Source organism: Aeromicrobium sp. Root236 (assembly GCF_001428805.1).
Classification (GTDB): domain Bacteria; phylum Actinomycetota; class Actinomycetes; order Propionibacteriales; family Nocardioidaceae; genus Aeromicrobium.
Genome location: NZ_LMIS01000001.1, coordinates 1882351 through 1899367, shown reverse-complemented (window position 1 = coordinate 1899367; position 17017 = coordinate 1882351). Strand labels below are relative to the sequence as shown.

Annotated in this window: 18 protein-coding genes; 13 read left to right on the top strand and 5 right to left on the bottom strand. The window is 70.5% G+C overall.

Annotation, left to right across the window (positions count from 1 at the left end; all coding sequences use genetic code 11):
• Positions 1-5 precede the first annotated feature (5 nt).
• Together tilS and hpt are read left to right on the top strand one after the other, a co-directional pair.
• Entirely contained in the window at positions 6-959 is a 954-nt protein-coding gene (gene tilS, locus ASE12_RS09590; protein WP_056399692.1) for a tRNA lysidine(34) synthetase TilS, read from the top strand.
• A 4-nt stretch (positions 960-963) separates the two neighbouring features.
• Complete coding sequence (gene hpt / locus ASE12_RS09585) at positions 964-1521, top strand: hypoxanthine phosphoribosyltransferase (protein WP_056399689.1); 558 nt, start codon at positions 964-966, stop codon at positions 1519-1521.
• Here hpt and ASE12_RS09580 read toward each other — a convergent pair.
• Positions 1512-2504, bottom strand: coding sequence for an ATP-grasp fold amidoligase family protein (locus ASE12_RS09580; protein WP_157412877.1), 993 nt, complete (start codon positions 2502-2504; stop codon positions 1512-1514). The genes hpt and ASE12_RS09580 overlap by 10 nt on opposite strands.
• 148 nt (positions 2505-2652) lie before the next feature.
• Here ASE12_RS09580 and ftsH point away from each other — a divergent pair, with 148 nt between their 5' ends.
• From ftsH to ASE12_RS09545, 7 genes are read left to right on the top strand one after another with little or no spacing between them, the layout of a single operon-like run.
• Positions 2653-4671, top strand: coding sequence for an ATP-dependent zinc metalloprotease FtsH (gene ftsH, locus ASE12_RS09575; protein WP_082582183.1), 2019 nt, complete (start codon positions 2653-2655; stop codon positions 4669-4671).
• Complete coding sequence (folE, locus tag ASE12_RS09570) at positions 4668-5234, top strand: GTP cyclohydrolase I FolE (RefSeq protein WP_056209944.1); 567 nt, start codon at positions 4668-4670, stop codon at positions 5232-5234. Before ftsH ends, folE begins: the two co-directional genes overlap by 4 nt.
• 7 nt (positions 5235-5241) lie before the next feature.
• The gene (gene folP / locus ASE12_RS09565) at positions 5242-6099 is read left to right on the top strand and encodes a dihydropteroate synthase (protein ID WP_056399683.1); all 858 of its coding nucleotides are present in this window, start codon (positions 5242-5244) and stop codon (positions 6097-6099) included.
• Positions 6096-6527, top strand: a complete 432-nt coding sequence (locus ASE12_RS09560; RefSeq protein WP_056399679.1) for a nuclear transport factor 2 family protein — start codon at positions 6096-6098, stop codon at positions 6525-6527. The genes folP and ASE12_RS09560 overlap by 4 nt, the downstream gene beginning before the upstream one ends.
• Entirely contained in the window at positions 6527-6901 is a 375-nt protein-coding gene (folB, locus tag ASE12_RS09555) for a dihydroneopterin aldolase (RefSeq protein WP_056399676.1), read from the top strand. Before ASE12_RS09560 ends, folB begins: the two co-directional genes overlap by 1 nt.
• On the top strand, positions 6898-7461 hold the full coding sequence (folK, locus tag ASE12_RS09550) for a 2-amino-4-hydroxy-6-hydroxymethyldihydropteridine diphosphokinase (RefSeq protein ID WP_056399673.1): 564 nt from the start codon (positions 6898-6900) through the stop codon (positions 7459-7461). Before folB ends, folK begins: the two co-directional genes overlap by 4 nt.
• A gap of 13 nt (positions 7462-7474) precedes the next feature.
• Positions 7475-7981 (top strand): DUF3180 domain-containing protein, encoded by a 507-nt coding sequence (locus ASE12_RS09545; RefSeq protein WP_056399670.1) that lies wholly within the window; start codon positions 7475-7477, stop codon positions 7979-7981.
• 1 nt (position 7982) lies between these two features.
• Here the strand turns inward: ASE12_RS09545 and ASE12_RS09540 are convergent, their stop codons facing one another.
• Entirely contained in the window at positions 7983-9635 is a 1653-nt protein-coding gene (locus ASE12_RS09540; RefSeq protein ID WP_056399667.1) for a DUF885 domain-containing protein, read from the bottom strand.
• 22 nt (positions 9636-9657) lie between these two features.
• Between ASE12_RS09540 and ASE12_RS09535 the strand changes: the two genes are divergently transcribed.
• On the top strand, positions 9658-9945 hold the full coding sequence (locus ASE12_RS09535) for a hypothetical protein (RefSeq protein WP_056404710.1): 288 nt from the start codon (positions 9658-9660) through the stop codon (positions 9943-9945).
• Positions 9946-10063: 118 nt separating this feature from the next.
• On the opposite strand, the gene ASE12_RS09530 is transcribed toward ASE12_RS09535, so the two are convergent.
• The 3 genes from ASE12_RS09530 to ASE12_RS09520 are packed head-to-tail and all read right to left on the bottom strand — an operon-like array spanning position 10064 to position 13610.
• On the bottom strand, positions 10064-11206 hold the full coding sequence (locus ASE12_RS09530) for an NADH-quinone oxidoreductase subunit D (RefSeq protein ID WP_056399664.1): 1143 nt from the start codon (positions 11204-11206) through the stop codon (positions 10064-10066).
• The gene (locus tag ASE12_RS09525; RefSeq protein ID WP_056399663.1) at positions 11203-12684 is read right to left on the bottom strand and encodes a polysaccharide pyruvyl transferase family protein; all 1482 of its coding nucleotides are present in this window, start codon (positions 12682-12684) and stop codon (positions 11203-11205) included. The genes ASE12_RS09530 and ASE12_RS09525 overlap by 4 nt, the downstream gene beginning before the upstream one ends.
• On the bottom strand, positions 12681-13610 hold the full coding sequence (locus ASE12_RS09520) for an SAM-dependent methyltransferase (RefSeq protein ID WP_056399660.1): 930 nt from the start codon (positions 13608-13610) through the stop codon (positions 12681-12683). Before ASE12_RS09520 ends, ASE12_RS09525 begins: the two co-directional genes overlap by 4 nt.
• 36 nt (positions 13611-13646) lie before the next feature.
• Between ASE12_RS09520 and ASE12_RS09515 the strand changes: the two genes are divergently transcribed.
• The 3 genes from ASE12_RS09515 (at position 13647) to panC (ending at position 17003) form a co-directional block, all read left to right on the top strand.
• Positions 13647-15110, top strand: coding sequence for a glycosyltransferase family 2 protein (locus tag ASE12_RS09515; RefSeq protein WP_157412876.1), 1464 nt, complete (start codon positions 13647-13649; stop codon positions 15108-15110).
• A gap of 153 nt (positions 15111-15263) precedes the next feature.
• A complete protein-coding gene (locus tag ASE12_RS09510; protein ID WP_056399653.1) occupies positions 15264-16166 on the top strand; it encodes a Rossmann-like and DUF2520 domain-containing protein in 903 nt (300 codons plus the stop codon).
• Between the two features lie 3 nt (positions 16167-16169).
• Positions 16170-17003 (top strand): pantoate--beta-alanine ligase, encoded by an 834-nt coding sequence (panC, locus tag ASE12_RS09505; RefSeq protein WP_056399651.1) that lies wholly within the window; start codon positions 16170-16172, stop codon positions 17001-17003.
• Positions 17004-17017 lie beyond the last annotated feature (14 nt).

The following is a 17017-nucleotide window of genomic DNA, read 5'->3' as shown; positions in this document are numbered from 1 at the left end:
GCGACATGGGCGGCGCACTCGACCCGGCGGTCGCGACGGGTCGCAACCTCGTCCGCGCCGCGCTGTCCGACCTCGGTCCCGGCAGCCGGGTCGTCGTCGGCGTCTCCGGCGGAGCCGACTCGCTGGCCCTCGCGGCGGTGACGGCATTCGTGGCCGACCGTGCGACGTACGAGCTGTCCGCCCTGGTCGTCGACCACCAGCTGCAGGACGACTCCGCGAAGGTCGCCGCACGAGCCGCCGTGCAGCTCGACGGCCTCGGGATCACCGCCGAGGTCGTCGCGGTCGACGTCGGGACGGCGGGCGGCCCGGAGGCGGCGGCGAGACGGGCCCGCTACGAGGCCCTTGGTCGCACCGGCGCCGACGCGATCCTGCTCGCCCACACGCTCGACGACCAGGCCGAGACGGTCCTGCTGGGGCTCGGCCGGGGATCCGGTCCCCGCTCGATCGCCGGCATGTCATTGGTGGACGGTGTGCTCCGCCGGCCGTTCCTCGCGCTCCGCCGGGCCGACACCGAACGGATCTGCCGGGCGTACGGGCTGGAGTGGTGGACCGACCCGCACAACAGCGACTCGGCCTATCGCCGCTCGCGGCTGCGTGCCGACGTGATGCCGTTGCTGGAGGACGTGCTCGGTGGGGGGGTCGCCGAGGCCCTCGCTCGTACGGCCGACCAGGTGCGAAGCGACTCCGCCTACCTCGACGATGTCGCAGCCACAGTCGAGTACCCACTCAGTGTCGACACCTTGCGTGGTCTCGCGCCGGCGGTGCGCTCGCGCGTGCTGCGTCGCGGGGCCCTCGACGCCGGCGCCGACGGGTCGGCGTTGACGGCCGCGCACCTCCTCGAGCTCGACCGCCTCGTCACCGACTGGCACGGCCAGGTGCGGATCGAGCTCCCGGGAGGGATCGCGTGCGTACGGGAGGGGGATTCCCTGTCGTACGTCAGGACGCCTGTGGGAGGCTGATCCCGTGGACCTGACGCATGTCGAAGACGACCTCGAGCTCGACCAGACCCTGTTCACCGAAGAGCAGATCGTGACCCGGCTCAAGGAGATGGCCGCGGACATCGAGCGCGACTACGAGGGCAAGGACATCCTGCTCGTCGGCGTGCTCAAGGGCGCGGTCATGGTCATGGCCGACCTGGCGCGCAGCCTCGACCGGCACGTCGAGATGGACTGGATGGCGGTGTCGTCCTACGGCTCGGGCACCAAGTCGTCCGGCGTCGTCCGGATCCTCAAGGACCTCGACACCGACCTGCAGGGCCGGCACGTGCTGATCGTCGAGGACATCATCGACACGGGCCTGACGCTGTCGTGGCTCATCACCAACCTCCGCTCACGCGGACCGGAGTCGGTCGAGATCGCGACGCTCCTGCGCAAGCCCGAGGCCCAGCAGATGGACGTCGAGGTCAAGTACGTCGGCTTCGACATCCCCAACGCCTTCGTGGTCGGCTACGGGCTCGACTACAACGAGAAGTACCGCAACCTGCGGTGCATCGGCACGCTGTCGCCGCACGTCTACTCGTAGCGCGGCAGGCTCTCGGGTCGAGCCGGCAGCACGGCGTCGGGAGCAGCGGCCATGAAGTCGCGCCACACCCGCACCTCGGCCTGCTCCCAGGCCTCGCCGAGCATCAGGTCGACCTCCTCGCCGAACCACTGACCACCGCCCGGTGACGGCGACACCTCGCCGACCACGACGCGATCGCCCGACATGTAGATGTCGGAGCGCATGAACGCGGTGCGGGCGATGCGCGAGACCAGGGCGCCGATCTCGACGGCCTCCTGCAGCCGCTCCGGGGGCTCGAGCGTGGGGTCGATCGTCTTCTTGCTGTACGTCTGGGAGAGGTCGCGGCCCGACACAGGGTCGATGACGCGGAACGCCATGCCCGTCGCCGACCAGTGCCGGTCGACGCGGCGCAGCAGCACCAGCGGCACCTCGCCGTAGAACGCGTAGATCTTGACCTCGACCGGCAGCAGGTCGCCGTCAGAGCCGTCGGGACCGATGAACTCCTCGGCGAAGTACGGCGGCGCCGTGACGCCGCGCTCCGCGGGCGTCCGCATGCGTTCCATGAGCTGGTCGACGGACTCGACGTCGGGTCGGGTCACCAGGCGCCAGCCGTCTGGGTCCCGCCGGAGCGGGAGGACACCGTTGCTGTTGTGGCCGTGCGCCGACTTCAGGACGACCCGGTCCGGCAGGTCATCCCAGGGGATCTCCTCGATCGTGTCCCAGACGCCGAGGACCTCCGGCACGTCGATGCCGTGGGACTGCAGCAGGCGGCCGACCTCCAGCTTGCCCATCGAGTTGAGCGAGGCGGGGACGCCCTTGTCGTGCGCGATCGTGTAGAAGCGCCGACGGGCGTACGAATGTGCCCGGAACGACGGGCGGACGAGCAGATCGTCAGGTGGCAGCTCGGGCTTGCCGACGAGTGGCACGACCGGCGCGGGGCTCGGCGGTGGTGGTGCGGACCGGCGGTCGCGGCGGAACAACCGCGCTACCGGTAGAATTTTCACGGCCCAACCGTAGCGGCATCGCAGGGTGCTGGGGCCTGATTGGGAACCTTCGCCGGGAGCGAACGCGTTCCAATGATGGATGGTGCTGCGTGTACCGTCTCATTACCGACCAGCACACCAGGAGGAGTGGACCCGCTCCACGCCGTACATGAATTTCAAACGCCTCTTCAAGGGCCCTTGGCTCTGGATCATCCTGATCACGATCGCTGTCATCGCGATCATCAGCCTGTCCTCCAACGCTGACGGCTACAAGTCCGTCAAGACCGCCACGATGGTCAGCTATCTCGACGACGGCAAGGTCAAGGACGTCACGTTCGTCGACGGCGACCAGGAGATCCAGGCGACCCTCGACGACGGCAAGAAGGTCAAGGCCAAGTACCTCGGCGACCAGGGCGTACGCCTCGTGGAGCAGGCCGAGAAGGCCCACGCCGACAAGAAGCTCAAGACGTTCGACGTCAAGGTGCCCAAGTCCAACCCCGTGCTGTCGGTGCTGTTCAGCCTCCTGCCGATCATCCTGATCTTCCTGCTGATCATCTACATGATGAACAACGCCGCCGGCGGTGGCGGCCGGGTCATGCAGTTCGCCAAGTCCAAGGCCAAGCTCATGACCAAGGACACCCCCAAGACCACGTTCGCCGACGTCGCGGGTGTCACCGAGGCGATCGAGGAGCTCGGCGAGATCAAGGAGTTCCTCCAGGAGCCGGCCAAGTTCCAGGCGGTCGGCGCCAAGATCCCCAAGGGTGTGCTGCTCTACGGCCCGCCCGGCACCGGCAAGACGCTGCTCGCCCGCGCGGTCGCGGGTGAGGCGGGCGTCCCGTTCTACTCGATCTCCGGCTCCGACTTCGTCGAGATGTTCGTGGGTGTCGGCGCCAGCCGCGTCCGCGACCTGTTCGAGCAGGCCAAGGAGAACGCCCCGGCGATCGTCTTCATCGACGAGATCGACGCGGTCGGACGCCACCGCGGCACCGGCATGGGCGGCGGCCACGACGAGCGCGAGCAGACCCTCAACCAGCTGCTGGTCGAGATGGACGGCTTCGACGTACGCGGCGGCGTCATCCTGATCGCCGCGACCAACCGGCCCGACGTGCTCGACCCGGCGCTGCTGCGCCCGGGCCGCTTCGACCGGCAGATCGGCGTCGAGGCGCCCGACCTCGCCGGGCGTACGCAGATCCTCAAGGTGCACTCGCGTGGCAAGCCCATCGCGCCCGGCGTCGACCTCGAGGCGATCGGCCGACGCACCCCCGGCTTCAGCGGTGCCGACCTGGCCAACGTGCTCAACGAGGCCGCGCTGCTCACCGCCCGCAACAACGAGAAGACGATCACCAACACGTCCCTCGACGAGGCGATCGACCGCGTCATCTCCGGCCCGCAGAAGCGCAGCCGCCTGATGAACGAGGACGAGCGGCGCATCACGGCCTACCACGAGGGCGGCCACGCGCTCGTCGCCGCGGCCCTGCCGCAGAGCGACCCCGTCCACAAGATCACGATCCTGCCGCGCGGCCGGGCGCTGGGCTACACGATGGTGCTGCCCGACGAGGACAAGTACTCGCAGACGCGTGCCGAGCTGCTCGACAAGCTCGCCTACATGATGGGCGGCCGGGCGGCCGAGGAGCTCGTGTTCCACGACCCGACCACCGGTGCCGGCAACGACATCGAGAAGGCCACGGGCCTGGCTCGCGCCATGGTCACCCAGTACGGCATGACCGAGCGCCTCGGCGCCGTACGCCTCGGCGAGAACGAGTCGCAGCCGTTCCTGGGCCGCGACATCGGCCACGCGCGCAACTACTCCGAGGCCGTCGCCGCGGTCGTGGACGAGGAGATCAACAAGCTGATCTCCTACGCCCACCAGGAGGCGTTCGACATCCTCAACGAGAACCGCGACGTCCTCGACGCGCTGGTCACCGAGCTGCTCGAGAAGGAGACGCTCGACAAGTCGCAGGTCGCCGAGATCTTCAAGCCGCTCCGCCGGCGCGAGGTGCGCCCGGCCTGGACCGGTTCCGAGACCCGCGTGCCCTCGACGCGTCCGCCGGTCGCCACGATCCCGGGCAAGTCCTACAGCGGCACCAACGGCACCAACGGGACCCCGGTCGTGATCGGACCCGACAGCGGCACCGACGCCCCGACCCCCGCCGCCGGCGACGTGCACGGCGACACCGAGCTGCCATGACGGTTGACCGTCCGCGCGCCGAGGCGGCCATTCGCGAGCTGTTGATCGCGGTCGGCGAGGACCCGGACCGCGACGGTCTGCGGGACACGCCGGCGCGGGTCGCCAAGTCGTACGAGGAGCTGCTGGCCGGGCTCGACCAGGACCCCGAAGAGGTCCTGACGGCGGTCTTCGACGTCGGCCACGACGAGCTGGTCCTGGTCAAGGACATCGAGATGTGGTCGATGTGCGAGCACCACCTGGTGCCGTTCTTCGGCGTCGCCCACGTCGGCTACATCCCGACCGACGGCGGCCGGGTCACCGGGTTGTCCAAGCTCGCCCGCGTCGTCGACGTGTTCGCCCGCCGCCCGCAGGTGCAGGAGCGGCTCACGACCCAGATCGCCGACGCGCTCATCGAGCACCTCAACCCTCGCGGCGTCATCGTCGTGATCGAGGCCGAGCACCTGTGCATGACGATGCGCGGCGTCCGCAAGGGCGGGGCCAAGACGATCACGAGCGCCGTACGCGGCCAGCTGCGCGACCCGGCGACCAGGGCCGAGGCCATGGGCCTCATCACGGCGCGCTAGCCCCGTCATGCTGCCCGGACTCCCCGAGGACCGCTGCCTCGTGATGGGCGTCATCAACGTCACGCCCGACTCGTTCTCCGACGGTGGCAAGTGGCTCGACGCGCCGACCGCGGTCCAGCACGGCATCGACCTCGTACGCGGTGGCGCGGACCTGGTCGACGTCGGCGGCGAGTCCACCCGGCCCGGTGCCAACCGCATCGACGGTGACGAGGAGCTCCGTCGGGTCATCCCCGTCATCGAGGGGCTCGTCGCCGAGGGCATCACGGTCTCGGTCGACACGATGCGGGCCTCGACGGCCGAGCAGGCGCTCGACGCCGGCGCGGTGCTGATCAACGACGTCTCGGGCGGCCGAGCCGATCCCGAGATGATGCGCCTCGCGGCGCGGGCACACGCGCCGATCGTCCTGATGCACTGGCGCGCGCACTCGGCGCTCATGCAGCACCACACGCACTACGACGACCTCGTCGACGACATCGTCCGTGAGCTGATGGTGCAGCTCAACGCCGCCGTGCACGCCGGGGTCGATCCGGAGCGGATCGTCCTCGACCCAGGCTTGGGCTTCTCCAAGACGGGCGAGCAGAACTGGACCGTGCTGGCGCACCTCGACGCGTTCGTGGAGCTGCGCCACCCCGTGCTGGTCGCCGCGTCGCGCAAGCGGTTCCTCGGTGAGCTGCTGGCCACCGATGCGGACCTGCGCCCGACCGACGGCCGCGACGACGCGACGGCGGCGATCACCACGATCGCCGCGCAGGCCGGCGCCTGGTGCGTACGCGTGCACGAGCCGGCGGCCTCCGCCGATGCCGTACGCGTGGTGGCCCGGCTGCAACGAGAGCTGTCTCCGCAGGTCTCGGAGGAAGCTCGATGACGGACTACCTGGGAGCTCACCGGCTGTTCTACGACGCGGTCGAGACCGGCGACGTCGACCTCATGGCCTCGCTGTGGGTCGACGATGCGGACACCTCGTGCGTGCACCCGGGCGCCCTCCCGCTCCGGGGCACCGCCCAGGTGCTGAGGTCTTGGACCGTGCTGATGGCCAACGTCGGCTACATCCAGTTCTTCCTCACCGACGTCGAGGTGACGACGTTCCCGCGCGGCGACGCCGAGCCGACCACGGCCGTGATCACGTGCACCGAGAACATCCTGTCGGGCGAGGGGCTGTCGTCGGCCGAGGCCTTCGCCGGGGGCAAGGCGGTGTGCACCAGTATCTTGGTCAAGGAACCGGGGGGCTGGAAGTTCTGGTCGCGCCACGCCTCCCCGATCGCCGAGCTGCACATCGATGACGAGGACTCCTGATGATCCCCAACGGCCTTGACCGCATCGACCTGCGCGGCATCGCGGCACACGGCCACCACGGTGTCTTCGCCGAGGAGCGCCAGAACGGCCAGACCTTCATCGCCGACGTCAGCCTCGGTCTCGACCTCGGCCCGGCGGCTCGCGAGGGCGACCTGACCAAGACGGTCCACTACGGCATCCTCGCCCAACAGATACACGATGCCATCGTGGGGGAGCCGGTCGACCTGATTGAGACGCTCGCGCTCCGTATGGTGGACTTGTGCCTGGCCGAAGAGTCGGTCCAATGGGTTAGCGTGACGGTGCACAAGCCGGAAGCGCCCATCGAGGTGACGTTCGAAGATGTCGCCGTCACGATAGAGCGGAGCAAACTGTGACCGAAGCGCCCACCCCGTACGTCCTGGACGCCGACACGATGACCGGCGGGATGCGTCCCATCCGCCAGGCCGTCCTGTCCCTCGGCTCCAACCTGGGCGATCGGCACGGCAAGCTTCAGGGCGCCGTCTCGGCTCTCGAGGACACCCCTGAGGTCACGGTCGTCGCGATCTCATCGGTCTACGAGACCGATCCGGTCGACGCTCCCGAGGAGTCCGGCAAGTTCCTCAACGCCGTGGTGCTGATCGACACGACGCTGACCGTCCACACGCTGCTCGACCGGGCCCTGGCGATCGAGGATGCCTTCGGCCGCGAGCGCTCGGAGCCCGGCGCGCCCCGCACGCTCGACGTCGACCTGATCGTCGTCGGCCCGCGCGTCGCCGACGACGAGTCCCTCAAGCTGCCGCACCCGCGGGCCCATGAACGCGGCTTCGTGCTCGTGCCGTGGCTTGAGATCGACCCCGAGGGCGAGATCCCCGGCCGCGGCTTCGTCGCCGACCTGCTCGAGGGTGTCGACACCAGCGGCGTCCACAAGCGCGAGGACCTCGAGATCATCCTGTGATCTCGGCTCACGCATGAACCGGGTCCGGCTCACCTCGGCGCTTCTGGTCGTCGCGTTGGTCGGCTCCGGCCTGGTCGTCGGTCGGCTCATCCCGCCGCTGATCACCCGGCTCGACGGCAGCGTGCCGCGGCTCGGCTGGGCGGCGCCGGTGACGCTGGTGCTTGCGGCGATCCTCGTCGGCACGTTCGCGTGGAACACCTGGCAGTCGCTGCACAAGAAGCACGAGCGCATGACCGCCGACTACGGCATCAGGATGCTCGCGATCGCCAAGTCGTGCATCGTCGTCGGTGCCCTGGTCGCCGGCCTCTACGGCGGCTTCGCACTGGCCTACATCGACGCGACGGACTCGCCGCTCGGCAAGGAGCGTTTCGTCCGCGGTGGCGCCGCGGCGATCGCGAGCCTGCTGCTGCTGACCGCGGCACTCCTGCTGGAGCGCGCCTGCCGCCTGCCGGGCGACGACGACGAGGGCGAGAGCGGCGGCAAGGCCAAGAACGGCCGCCCCGACCCCACCCCCGCCTGACTCAGCTCAGCAGGGTGTCGCGGAGCGTGCCGAGCCCGACGCTGCCGACGGCCAGTGCCTGGCGGTGGAACTCCTTGAGGTCGGTGCCGTTGGCGGCGACCCACTCGTCGCGGAGCTGCTCCCACTTGCGCTGGCCCACCTTGTAGGACGGTGCCTGCCCGGGCCAGCCGAGGTAGCGGTTGGACTCGAAGCGGATGAACGGCTCATTCATGTTGACGTGCTGGGACAGGAACGGGAACGCGTCGTCGCCGGTCCACGTGCCGCTGCCGTCGGGCTTGGGCTTGCCGAGGTGCACGCCGAGGTCGATGACGACGCGGGCGGCACGCATGCGCTGGCCGTCGAGCATGCCGAGCCGGTCGGCCGGGTCGTCGAGGTAGCCGAGGTCCGACATGAGCCGCTCGGCGTAGAGCGCCCAGCCCTCGCCGTGCCCGGAGTTCCAGTTGAAGCGCCGCCAGCCGTTGAGCTCGGCGCTGTTGTGGACCGCGAGGCCGCACTGGAGGTGATGGCCCGGCACACCCTCGTGATAGACCGTCGTCAGCTCGCGCCACGTGTCGAACTCGGTGATGCCCTCGGGCACGCTCCACCACATCCGGCCCGCGCGCTCGAAGTCCTCGCTCGGCGGCGTGTAGTAGATGCCGCCTTCCTGGGTCGGCGCGATCATGCACTCGAGGCGGCGCATCGGCTCGGGGATGTCGAAGTGCGTACGCCCGAGGTCGGCGACGGCCCGGTCGCTGGTCTCCTGCATCCACGCCTGCAGCGCGTCGGTGCCGTGCAGCTTGCGCGCCGGGTCGGCGTCGAGGTGCTGGATCGCCTCGGCGACCGTGGCCCCGGGCAGGATCTGGTCGGCGATGCGCTCCTGCTCCTCGACCATGCGGGCGAGCTCCTCGATGCCCCACTCGTAGGTCTCGTCGAGGTCGATCTCGACGCCGACGAAGTAGCGCGACGCGAGGGCGTAGTGCTCGCGGCCGACACCGTCCGCCTCGGGCGCGTGCGGCGCGAGCTCGCGGTCGAGGAACTCCGCCATGCCGGCGTACGCCTCGGTCGCTGCCCGGGCTCCGGCCTCGAGCTCGCCCTTGAGCGAGGCGGGCACGTCGGCGCGGGCGGCCAGCGAGAGGAAGAAGCTGTCGGCGCCGGCCTGCTTGCGGGCCTGGTCGGCGACCTCGCGCACCTGGCGGATCGCCGGGACGTTGCCGGCTGCGATGCCGGCCCGCAGCGAGTCGAGGTAGCCGGCCATGGCGCCGGGGACGTTGTGCATGCGGCGGGCCACGTGCGCCCAGCCGTCGTCGGTGTCGGTGCTCATGAGGTCGAAGATGTCGCGGAGGTCCTGGCCCGGCGAGGCGATGACGTTGAGGTCGCGCTGCCAGAACCCGGCGTCGTGCTTCTCGACATCGAGGCTCAAGGTGCGGATGAGCTCGGCCTGGGTGACGCGGTCGACCTGGTCCACGGGGGTTGCCGAGCGTACGCGCGCCAGCATCGCCTTGGCCGCCTCGGCGGCCGCCGCCGCGCCGTCGGGCGACCGGTCGGCGTAGTCGGCCTCGCGGCCCGGGCGGCCGAGGTGGATGTGGAGCTCGGGCTCGAGGTCGAGCATGGTGTCGAGCCATTCCTCGGCGAGGGTGTCGATCAGGGTCGGGGTGCGGGGCGTGGAGTCGGGCATGATCCGACCCTACGATGACCCCATGTCACTCACGCTCTGTGTGCAGCTCTGGGCGGTGCCGGGCAACGAAGGACTCCTGGCGACGTACGAGGACGATGTCCTGAGCCTGCTCGGCGATCACGGTGCGCGCCTGCTCCAACGCGTACGCAGCGTCGAGCGCGGCGACGGCCCCTACGAGGTGCAGATCATCGAGCTGCCCGACGACGCGGCCCTCGAGGCGTACATGGCCGACCCCCGCCGGCTGGCCGCCGCCCCGCTCCGCGACCGCTCCGTGGCCCGCACCGAGATCACGAGGGTGACGCAGGTCTGACGTCAGGTGGTTGACGCAGGAGGCTTGGGCGGTCCCGCAACGAGCCCAGCGCAACGTCCCGTGTGCGAGAGCCTGAGCACTCGATATCGAAGCGACCTCAGGGCGCCAGCACGATCGCTTACTTGTCGACGTCGCCGACCACGAAGAACGTCGAGCCGAGGATCGCGACGAGGTCGGCCACGACGGCGCCACCCACGATCTCGGGCAGCACCGCGACGTTGTTGAACGACGCCGTGCGCAGCTTGAGCCGCCACGGGGTCTTCTCGCCGCGCGACACGAGGTAGTAGCCGTTGAGCCCCAACGGGTTCTCGGTCCACACGTACGTCGAGCCCTCGGGGGCCTTGAGGATCTTGGGCAGCCGCACGTTGACCGGTCCGGGTGCGATGTCGGCGAGCCGGGCCAGACAGGCGTCGGCGAGGTCGAGCGACACCTTGGTCTGCTCCAGCAGCACGGCGAACCGGGCGTAGCAGTCACCGTCGGTGCGCACCGGCACGCGCAGCACGTCCTGCAGCTCGCCGTACGCGAGGTAGGGCTCGTCGCGCCGCAGGTCCATGTCGAGTCCTGACGCACGGGCGATCGGACCGGACACCCCGTACGCCTCGACGAGCTCGGTCGAGAGCACGCCGACCCCACGGGTGCGGGCCCGGAAGATCTCATTGCCGAAGATCAGGTCCTCGAGCTCCTGCAGCCTGGTGCGCACGGTCGCGATCGCCGCCGACGCCCGCCCGGTCCAGCCGGCCGGGATGTCCTCCTTGAGGCCGCCGACGCGGTTGAACATGTAGTGCATCCGCCCGCCGGAGACCTCCTCCATGACCTCCTGGATCGTCTCGCGCTCGCGGAACGCGTAGAAGATCGGCGTGATGGCGCCGAGCTCGAGCGGGTAGGAGCCGAGGAACATCAGGTGGTTGAGCACCCGGTTGAGCTCGGCGAGCAGCGTACGGATCCAGGTCGCTCGCTCGGGCACCTCCATGCCCAGCATGTCCTCGACCGCGAGCACGACGCCCAGCTCGTTGGAGAACGCGCTGAGCCAGTCGTGCCGGTTGGCCAGCATGATGATCTGCCGGTAGTCGCGCACCTCGAACAGCTTCTCGGCGCCGCGGTGCATGTAGCCGATGATCGGCTCGCACGCCACGACGCGCTCGCCGTCGAGTGTCAGGCGCAGGCGCAGGACGCCATGGGTCGCCGGGTGCTGCGGGCCGATGTTGAGCACCATGTCGGTCGTGGCGAAGCCCGTGCCGACGCTCGCGGTGACCTCGGTCATGGGTGCCGCCCGAAGAGCCTCTGCACCCATCGGATGAATCGCTTGGTGAGGCCACGCGGCGAGTTGCGCTCGACCCGTTCGAGCCGGGCGTACAGCTCGTCGATCTGCCGCTTCTGCGTCGCGAGCTTCTCGGCCGTCGTCGCCTGGATGCGGGCGTGCCGGCTGCCCGCGCCGCTCCACGGCGGGTGCGGGAACGGGTGCTCGTACGCCTGGGGGTGGCGCGTGATGTCGAGGACCATGCCGTCGCGCAGCCACTTGAGCCGCGAGGCGACCTCGTGACCGTCGGAGGCGATCAAGGGGTGCACGGGCGGCGGGAACTTCGCGGCGGCGAGGCGCTCGTCGAAGTCGCCCGTGCCGTTGCCCTCGGTCCAGATGTGCTCGAGTCCGTTGCGCTCGAGGAACGCGGTGTAGCGGTCGAACCCCTCCGGGAGGGCGGCGTTGAACTCGGCCATGTCGGTCGACTCGTAGAGGTCCTCGGCCTTGAGCTCGGCGGTGAACTCCGGCATGAGCGTGTAGGGCATGCGGTGGTACTCGGCGAGCTCCAGCGTGCGCGAGTCGTGGGCCAGCAGCAGCGCCGGCGTACGCCCCAGGAGCGCCGCGACGTTGCCGTGGAACCGGGTGCCGTACGCGAAGTCCTGCGTCGCCAGGAAGTCGTACCAGGTCCAGGTGTCGAGGAAGAGCCTGATGCGGTCGGACTGGTAGAGCGGGTGGTCGAGGTGGACCGGCACGAGCGGGTCGTGGACGTGCGGGAACGGCGTGCCCCACAGCAGCATGCGCAGGTCGTGCGCGTCCTGGCCGATGTAGGTGAGGTTGGGGTGCCGTGCGGCCTGCGCCGTGGCGAACGCCCCGATGCCGGCGACCTCGGGAGTCAGGTTGAGCGCGAGCGGGCTGTCGACCGAGATCGAGTCGACCTTCTTGTCGACCCGGAAGTCGCGGCCATGGAGGAACAGTGACGGGCAGCCGATGACCTCGACGGATGCCTCGGGGAAGCCGAGCCCGAGCAGGTACGACTTGGTGAACTCGCCGCGTACGCCGATCGAGGCCGACCGGTCCAGGACGAGGCCGACGAACTTCTTGACCGTCCTGGCGACGGGCTCGAGCGACTCGACCCCTTGGCCGTGAGCGGCCTGCGCTCCGATGCCGACGACCGTGACCGGGATCGTGAGGTCTTCCAGCAGCTCGCTGAGCCGGTCGAGGCGCGGTGCGAACTCGGGGCGGAACGCGTTGGCCATCGGGATGACGAAGTGGTCGAACTCGTCGTTGATGCGCCGGGCGTCACCGTGAGCCGGAGGCACGCGCTCCGACAGCGTGCTGTTGGAGACGAGCTCGGCCGCGTCGGTCGCGAGCGCCTTCCAGACCGAGTGCTGGAACAGGTAGTTGCCGCTGTTGCTGTTGAACACGTCCTGCGTCAACGTCGACTCGGCGACCACGGGGGTGAACGGGTCCTTGCCGGATCGGATCAGCAGCCGCCGTGTCATGGGTTCAGTCTTCCATGGCCGAGGGTGTCCGTGACGAGCCACCAGAAGTCACCGAGCCCGCCAACGGCCGTGAGCTCGCCGGTCTCGCCCGCCGCGGACAACGCCCGGACGTACGCACCCGGATCGGCGTGCGCGAGGTCGAGCGGAGGGCGCGACGCGTCGAGGCCGAGGTGAGCGAGTGCGTCGCGCTGCCTGAACAGGGTCGCTCCCGCGGTCGAGGCGGCCGAGTCGACGGCGACGTGGGCGGTGACGTCGCGGCTGCCGTCCGGCACGACGTCGACCTCACGCCCGTCGGCGTACGACCGCAGGCTGCCGAACGGCGGCCGGTCGTCGCGGGTGTGGCCGTAGTCGATCGCGATGGCCATGCCGCTGACCCGTGAGACGGCGTCGGCCCAGGCAGCGTCGCGGGTCTCGCCCACCTCGGCCCGGTCGCCGGGCTCCGCCAGCGGCCACCACTCGCGCAGCCACGCCGAGTCGTACGCATCGCCGAGCGTCTCCTCGCCGGTCGCCGTGTCGACGAGCACCTCACGTACGACGCCGTCGTCGCCGAGCTCCACGACGTCGCACGGGACGTTGTCGAGCCACTCGTTCGCGATCAGCAGGCCGTCGACCTCGTCCGGCAACACGGGCAGCCAGTCGATCGACGCGTGCAGGTCATCAGGCCTGGTGGCCAGCTCGACGCCGACCAGCTCGACGTCGTCGACCAGCGGGCGGAGTGCGGTCAGCAGCTCACCGCTTCCGGCGGCGAGGTCGACGACCGTTCGCGCCCCTGTCCGCCGGACGAGCTCGGCGATCGCGCCGGCGAACGCGGGGACGTGCACGTTGGTGCGGAAGTGCTCGGCGGGCTTCGAGGTCCGGAAGAACCCGCCCTCGGCGTACAGCGCCCGCTCCCACGCCTCACGCCACGGGAGCGGCCCTCTCGTCATGCGATCACGGTACGCACTCGTCGCTATGCTCGGCGCGTGGCTCGACTTCGGAGGCGTCTGCGGCGAGCCGTGACGATGCCGCTGGACCGGTGGCGCGAGCGCTCGCGCCCGCTGCTGAGCGTCGTCGTGCCGGTCTTCAACGGCGAGGCCTTCCTCGACGAGTGCCTGGCCTCCGCGCGCAAGCAGGACTACCGGCGCGTCGAGATCGTCGTGATCGACGACGGCTCGACCGACGGCAGCCTCGCGATCGCCCAGCGGCACGCCAAGGCAGACGCCCGCGTGACGGTGCTGAGCCAGGCCAACGCCGGTGTCGGCGAGGCCCGGCGGGCGGCCGTCGCGGTGGCGACGGGGGAGTTCCTGACGTTCCTCGACGCCGACGACTGGCTGACCCGCGGTGGCCTGCGGGCGGCGATGGACGCGCTCGAGGAGACCGGTTCGGACGTCGCCGTGATGCCCTATCAGCGCCAAGAGGGCACGGCGATCCGTCCGCCGGCGGCCTGGATCCGCAGCCTCCACGCCCGGCCCGCCCGGCACACGACTCTCGCCGAGCGTCCCGACGTCCTCGTCAACGCCGTCGCGTGCGCCAAGATCTTCCGCCGTACGTTCTGGGACGCGACGCAGCTGTCGTTTCCCACGGTGCTGCTCGCCGGCGACCAGATCGTCACGGCGACCGCGTACCGCGACGCCGACGGCATCGACATCTCCGGGGTCATGGGCTACACGTGGCGTCGCCAGGAGTCGTCGATCTCGCAGGGTCAGGTGACCGCCGAGGCCGTGCACGCCCGGCAGGACGCGATCGACGCCGTGCTCGACGTGCTCGCGCCGCTGCCGGACGTACGAGCCGAGCGGGCCCTGCAGTACCTCCGCTACAACATCCCCAACTCGGTGCTCAAGCTCGAACGGGCCGACGATGCGTACCTCGATGCCCTCGTCGACCGGGTGCCTCGCATCGTGGAGGCCGCACCGGCCGATCGGTACGCGCGTGAGGTGCCGGCGCAGTACCGCGTGCTCTACGCGCTGTTCGCCAACGGTGACCGCGAGGCGATCTGGCGCTACGTACGCGCTGAGGGCATGCAGTCCGAGATGCATCCCTCGGGCGTCGAGCCGGCTGGCCTCACGTCGTACCTGCCGGGCTGGCAGAGCGACCCGGTGCCGCCCGAGGCGTACGTGCTGACGGCGGAGCAGACCGCGGCGAAGGTCCAGGTCCGCGGCTCGCACGCCGACGGGGCGGACCTGGTGCTCGACGTGGCTGCGTGGTTCCCGAACGTCGATCCGGTCGATCCGGTGATCGAGGTCAAGACCGACGGCGACGTCGCCGACGTGGAGCATGCGGGGGAGCCGGCGGTGTTCCGGTCCCGCATGGGCAGCGAACGGGTCTACCCGGGGTCCGGCTGGGCCGTCACGCTGCGCGGCGCCGCTCGACGGGCGCCCCGGACCATCACGGTGACGCTGCAGGACGGCCCTCTCGAAGGCACCGCCACCGCCAAGGTGCCCGGGTAGCTCCTTGAGCCTGTCGAAAGGACCTCCGACAAGCGCTCCCCGTGTGACTCATGGCATAGGTCGTAGCCCTGTCGCCACGGCGCCCCGAAGGTAGACTGAGGTCGTCAGTTTGTCTGGTACCCGCTCGCGGGACTGGAACGAAAGGCACCACGCATGCAGCGTCTCTCCATGGGCGTCATCGGAGCCGGCAGGGTCGGCGCCGTTCTCGCTTCACGATTCCGTTCCGCCGGCTACCCCCTCGTGGGCGTGTCCGGCCGGTCCGAGGCTTCGCAGCTCCGCATCACGACGCTGCTGCCCGGCGTCGCCGTGCGCACGCCCGCCGAGCTCGCCGCAGCCAGCGACATCCTCGTGCTCGCCGTCCCTGACGACGACCTCATCGCCATCGCCGAGGAGCTTGCCTCCTCAGGCGCCGTCCGCCCCGGCCAGTACGTCCTGCACACGAGCGGCCGCCACGGGCTCGACGCGCTCGCCTCGTTGACCCGCCTGGGCGCACGCCCGATCGCGTTCCACCCAGCCATGACGTTCACCGGCACACCGGTCGACCTCGACCGCGCGCCGGTCTTCGGCCTGACCGCGGCAGCTGCCGAGCGCCCGCTCGCCGAGGAGCTCGTCGCCGCGCTCGGCGGCACCCCGATGTGGGTCGACGAGGCCGACCGCGTGCTCTATCACGCAGCCCTCGCGCACGGCGCCAACCACCTCGTGACCCTCGTCGCCCAGTCGATGGACCTGCTCCGCACGGCCGGCGCCGCCGACCCGGCCGCGGTGCTCCGCCCCCTGCTGACCGCCGCCCTCGACAACGCCCTCGCCTACGGCGACGCAGCCCTCACGGGTCCGGTCGTACGCGGCGACGTCACGACGATCCGGGCCCACGTGGACGCGCTCGCCGCGGCCGACGTCGACGACGCGACGGTCGACGCCTACCTCGAGATGGCTCGCGCGACCGCCGGTCGCGCGGAGGCCGACGGTCGCCTCGCTCCGGTCCAGGCCAGCACGATCCGCCAGGTGCTCGACGAGGCCGACTGGGACACGCTCGCCGAGATCGCCGCCGGGATCTGACTCGTGGCAACGCCGACCGTCGCGCGTACGCGTGCGGAGCTCGACGCCGGGCGGGGTGACTCGACCGTCTCGTTCGTGCCCACCATGGGCGCGCTGCACGACGGTCACCTCCAGCTGCTCAAGCACGCCCGGCCGCTCGGCGACGCGCTCGTCGCGTCGATCTTCGTCAACCCGACCCAGTTCGCGCCCGGCGAGGACTTCGACGCCTATCCCCGTACGTTCGACGACGACCTCGAGCGCTGCGCCGAGGCCGGCGTCGACGTCGTGTTCGCGCCGACCGTCGAGACGATGTACCCGACCGGTCTGGTCGACACGGTCACCGTCGACCCCGGCCCGCTCGGCACGGTTCTCGAGGGTGCTGTCCGACCGACGCACTTCCGCGGGGTGCTGACCGTCGTGGCCAAGCTGTTCGGGCTCGTACGTCCCGACGTCGCGGTGTTCGGCGAGAAGGACTACCAGCAGCTCACGCTCATCCGGCACATGGCGCGCGAGCTCGCGCTCGGCGTCGAGATCGTCGGCTGCCCGACCGTACGCGAGCACGACGGCCTCGCGATGAGCTCGCGCAACCGCTACCTCTCGGCCGACGAGCGCCAGCAGGCTGCCTCCATCTCCGCCGCCCTGCGGGCCGGCGTGGCCGCGGGTCCGGACGGGGCGGACGCCGTGCTCGCCGGAGCCCACGCGGTGCTCGAGTCCGCCGGCATCACGCCCGACTACCTCGTGCTGACCGATCCCGACATGGGCGAGCCGCGGCCCGGCGCAGACGCCCGCCTGCTCGTGGCCGCCAAGGTCGGCACGCCACGACTCCTCGACAACACCGCCCTCACGCTAGGAGCCTGACGTTGATCCGCACC

Bases quoted from the DNA above. Each gene is read 5' to 3' on its own strand.
- ASE12_RS09545 (WP_056399670.1), top strand. From the start codon at position 7,475: ATGAACCGGGTCCGGCTCACCTCGGCGCTTCTGGTCGTCGCGTTGGTC.
- tilS (WP_056399692.1), top strand. From the start codon at position 6: ATGGGCGGCGCACTCGACCCGGCGGTCGCGACGGGTCGCAACCTCGTC.
- folE (WP_056209944.1), top strand. From the start codon at position 4,668: ATGACGGTTGACCGTCCGCGCGCCGAGGCGGCCATTCGCGAGCTGTTG.
- ASE12_RS09520 (WP_056399660.1), bottom strand. From the start codon at position 13,610: ATGACGAGAGGGCCGCTCCCGTGGCGTGAGGCGTGGGAGCGGGCGCTG.
- ASE12_RS09540 (WP_056399667.1), bottom strand. From the start codon at position 9,635: ATGCCCGACTCCACGCCCCGCACCCCGACCCTGATCGACACCCTCGCC.
- ASE12_RS09560 (WP_056399679.1), top strand. From the start codon at position 6,096: ATGACGGACTACCTGGGAGCTCACCGGCTGTTCTACGACGCGGTCGAG.
- ASE12_RS09535 (WP_056404710.1), top strand. From the start codon at position 9,658: ATGTCACTCACGCTCTGTGTGCAGCTCTGGGCGGTGCCGGGCAACGAA.
- ftsH (WP_082582183.1), top strand. From the start codon at position 2,653: ATGAATTTCAAACGCCTCTTCAAGGGCCCTTGGCTCTGGATCATCCTG.
- ASE12_RS09525 (WP_056399663.1), bottom strand. From the start codon at position 12,684: ATGACACGGCGGCTGCTGATCCGATCCGGCAAGGACCCGTTCACCCCC.
- folB (WP_056399676.1), top strand. From the start codon at position 6,527: ATGATCCCCAACGGCCTTGACCGCATCGACCTGCGCGGCATCGCGGCA.
- ASE12_RS09510 (WP_056399653.1), top strand. From the start codon at position 15,264: ATGCAGCGTCTCTCCATGGGCGTCATCGGAGCCGGCAGGGTCGGCGCC.
- ASE12_RS09530 (WP_056399664.1), bottom strand. From the start codon at position 11,206: ATGACCGAGGTCACCGCGAGCGTCGGCACGGGCTTCGCCACGACCGAC.
- folP (WP_056399683.1), top strand. From the start codon at position 5,242: ATGCTGCCCGGACTCCCCGAGGACCGCTGCCTCGTGATGGGCGTCATC.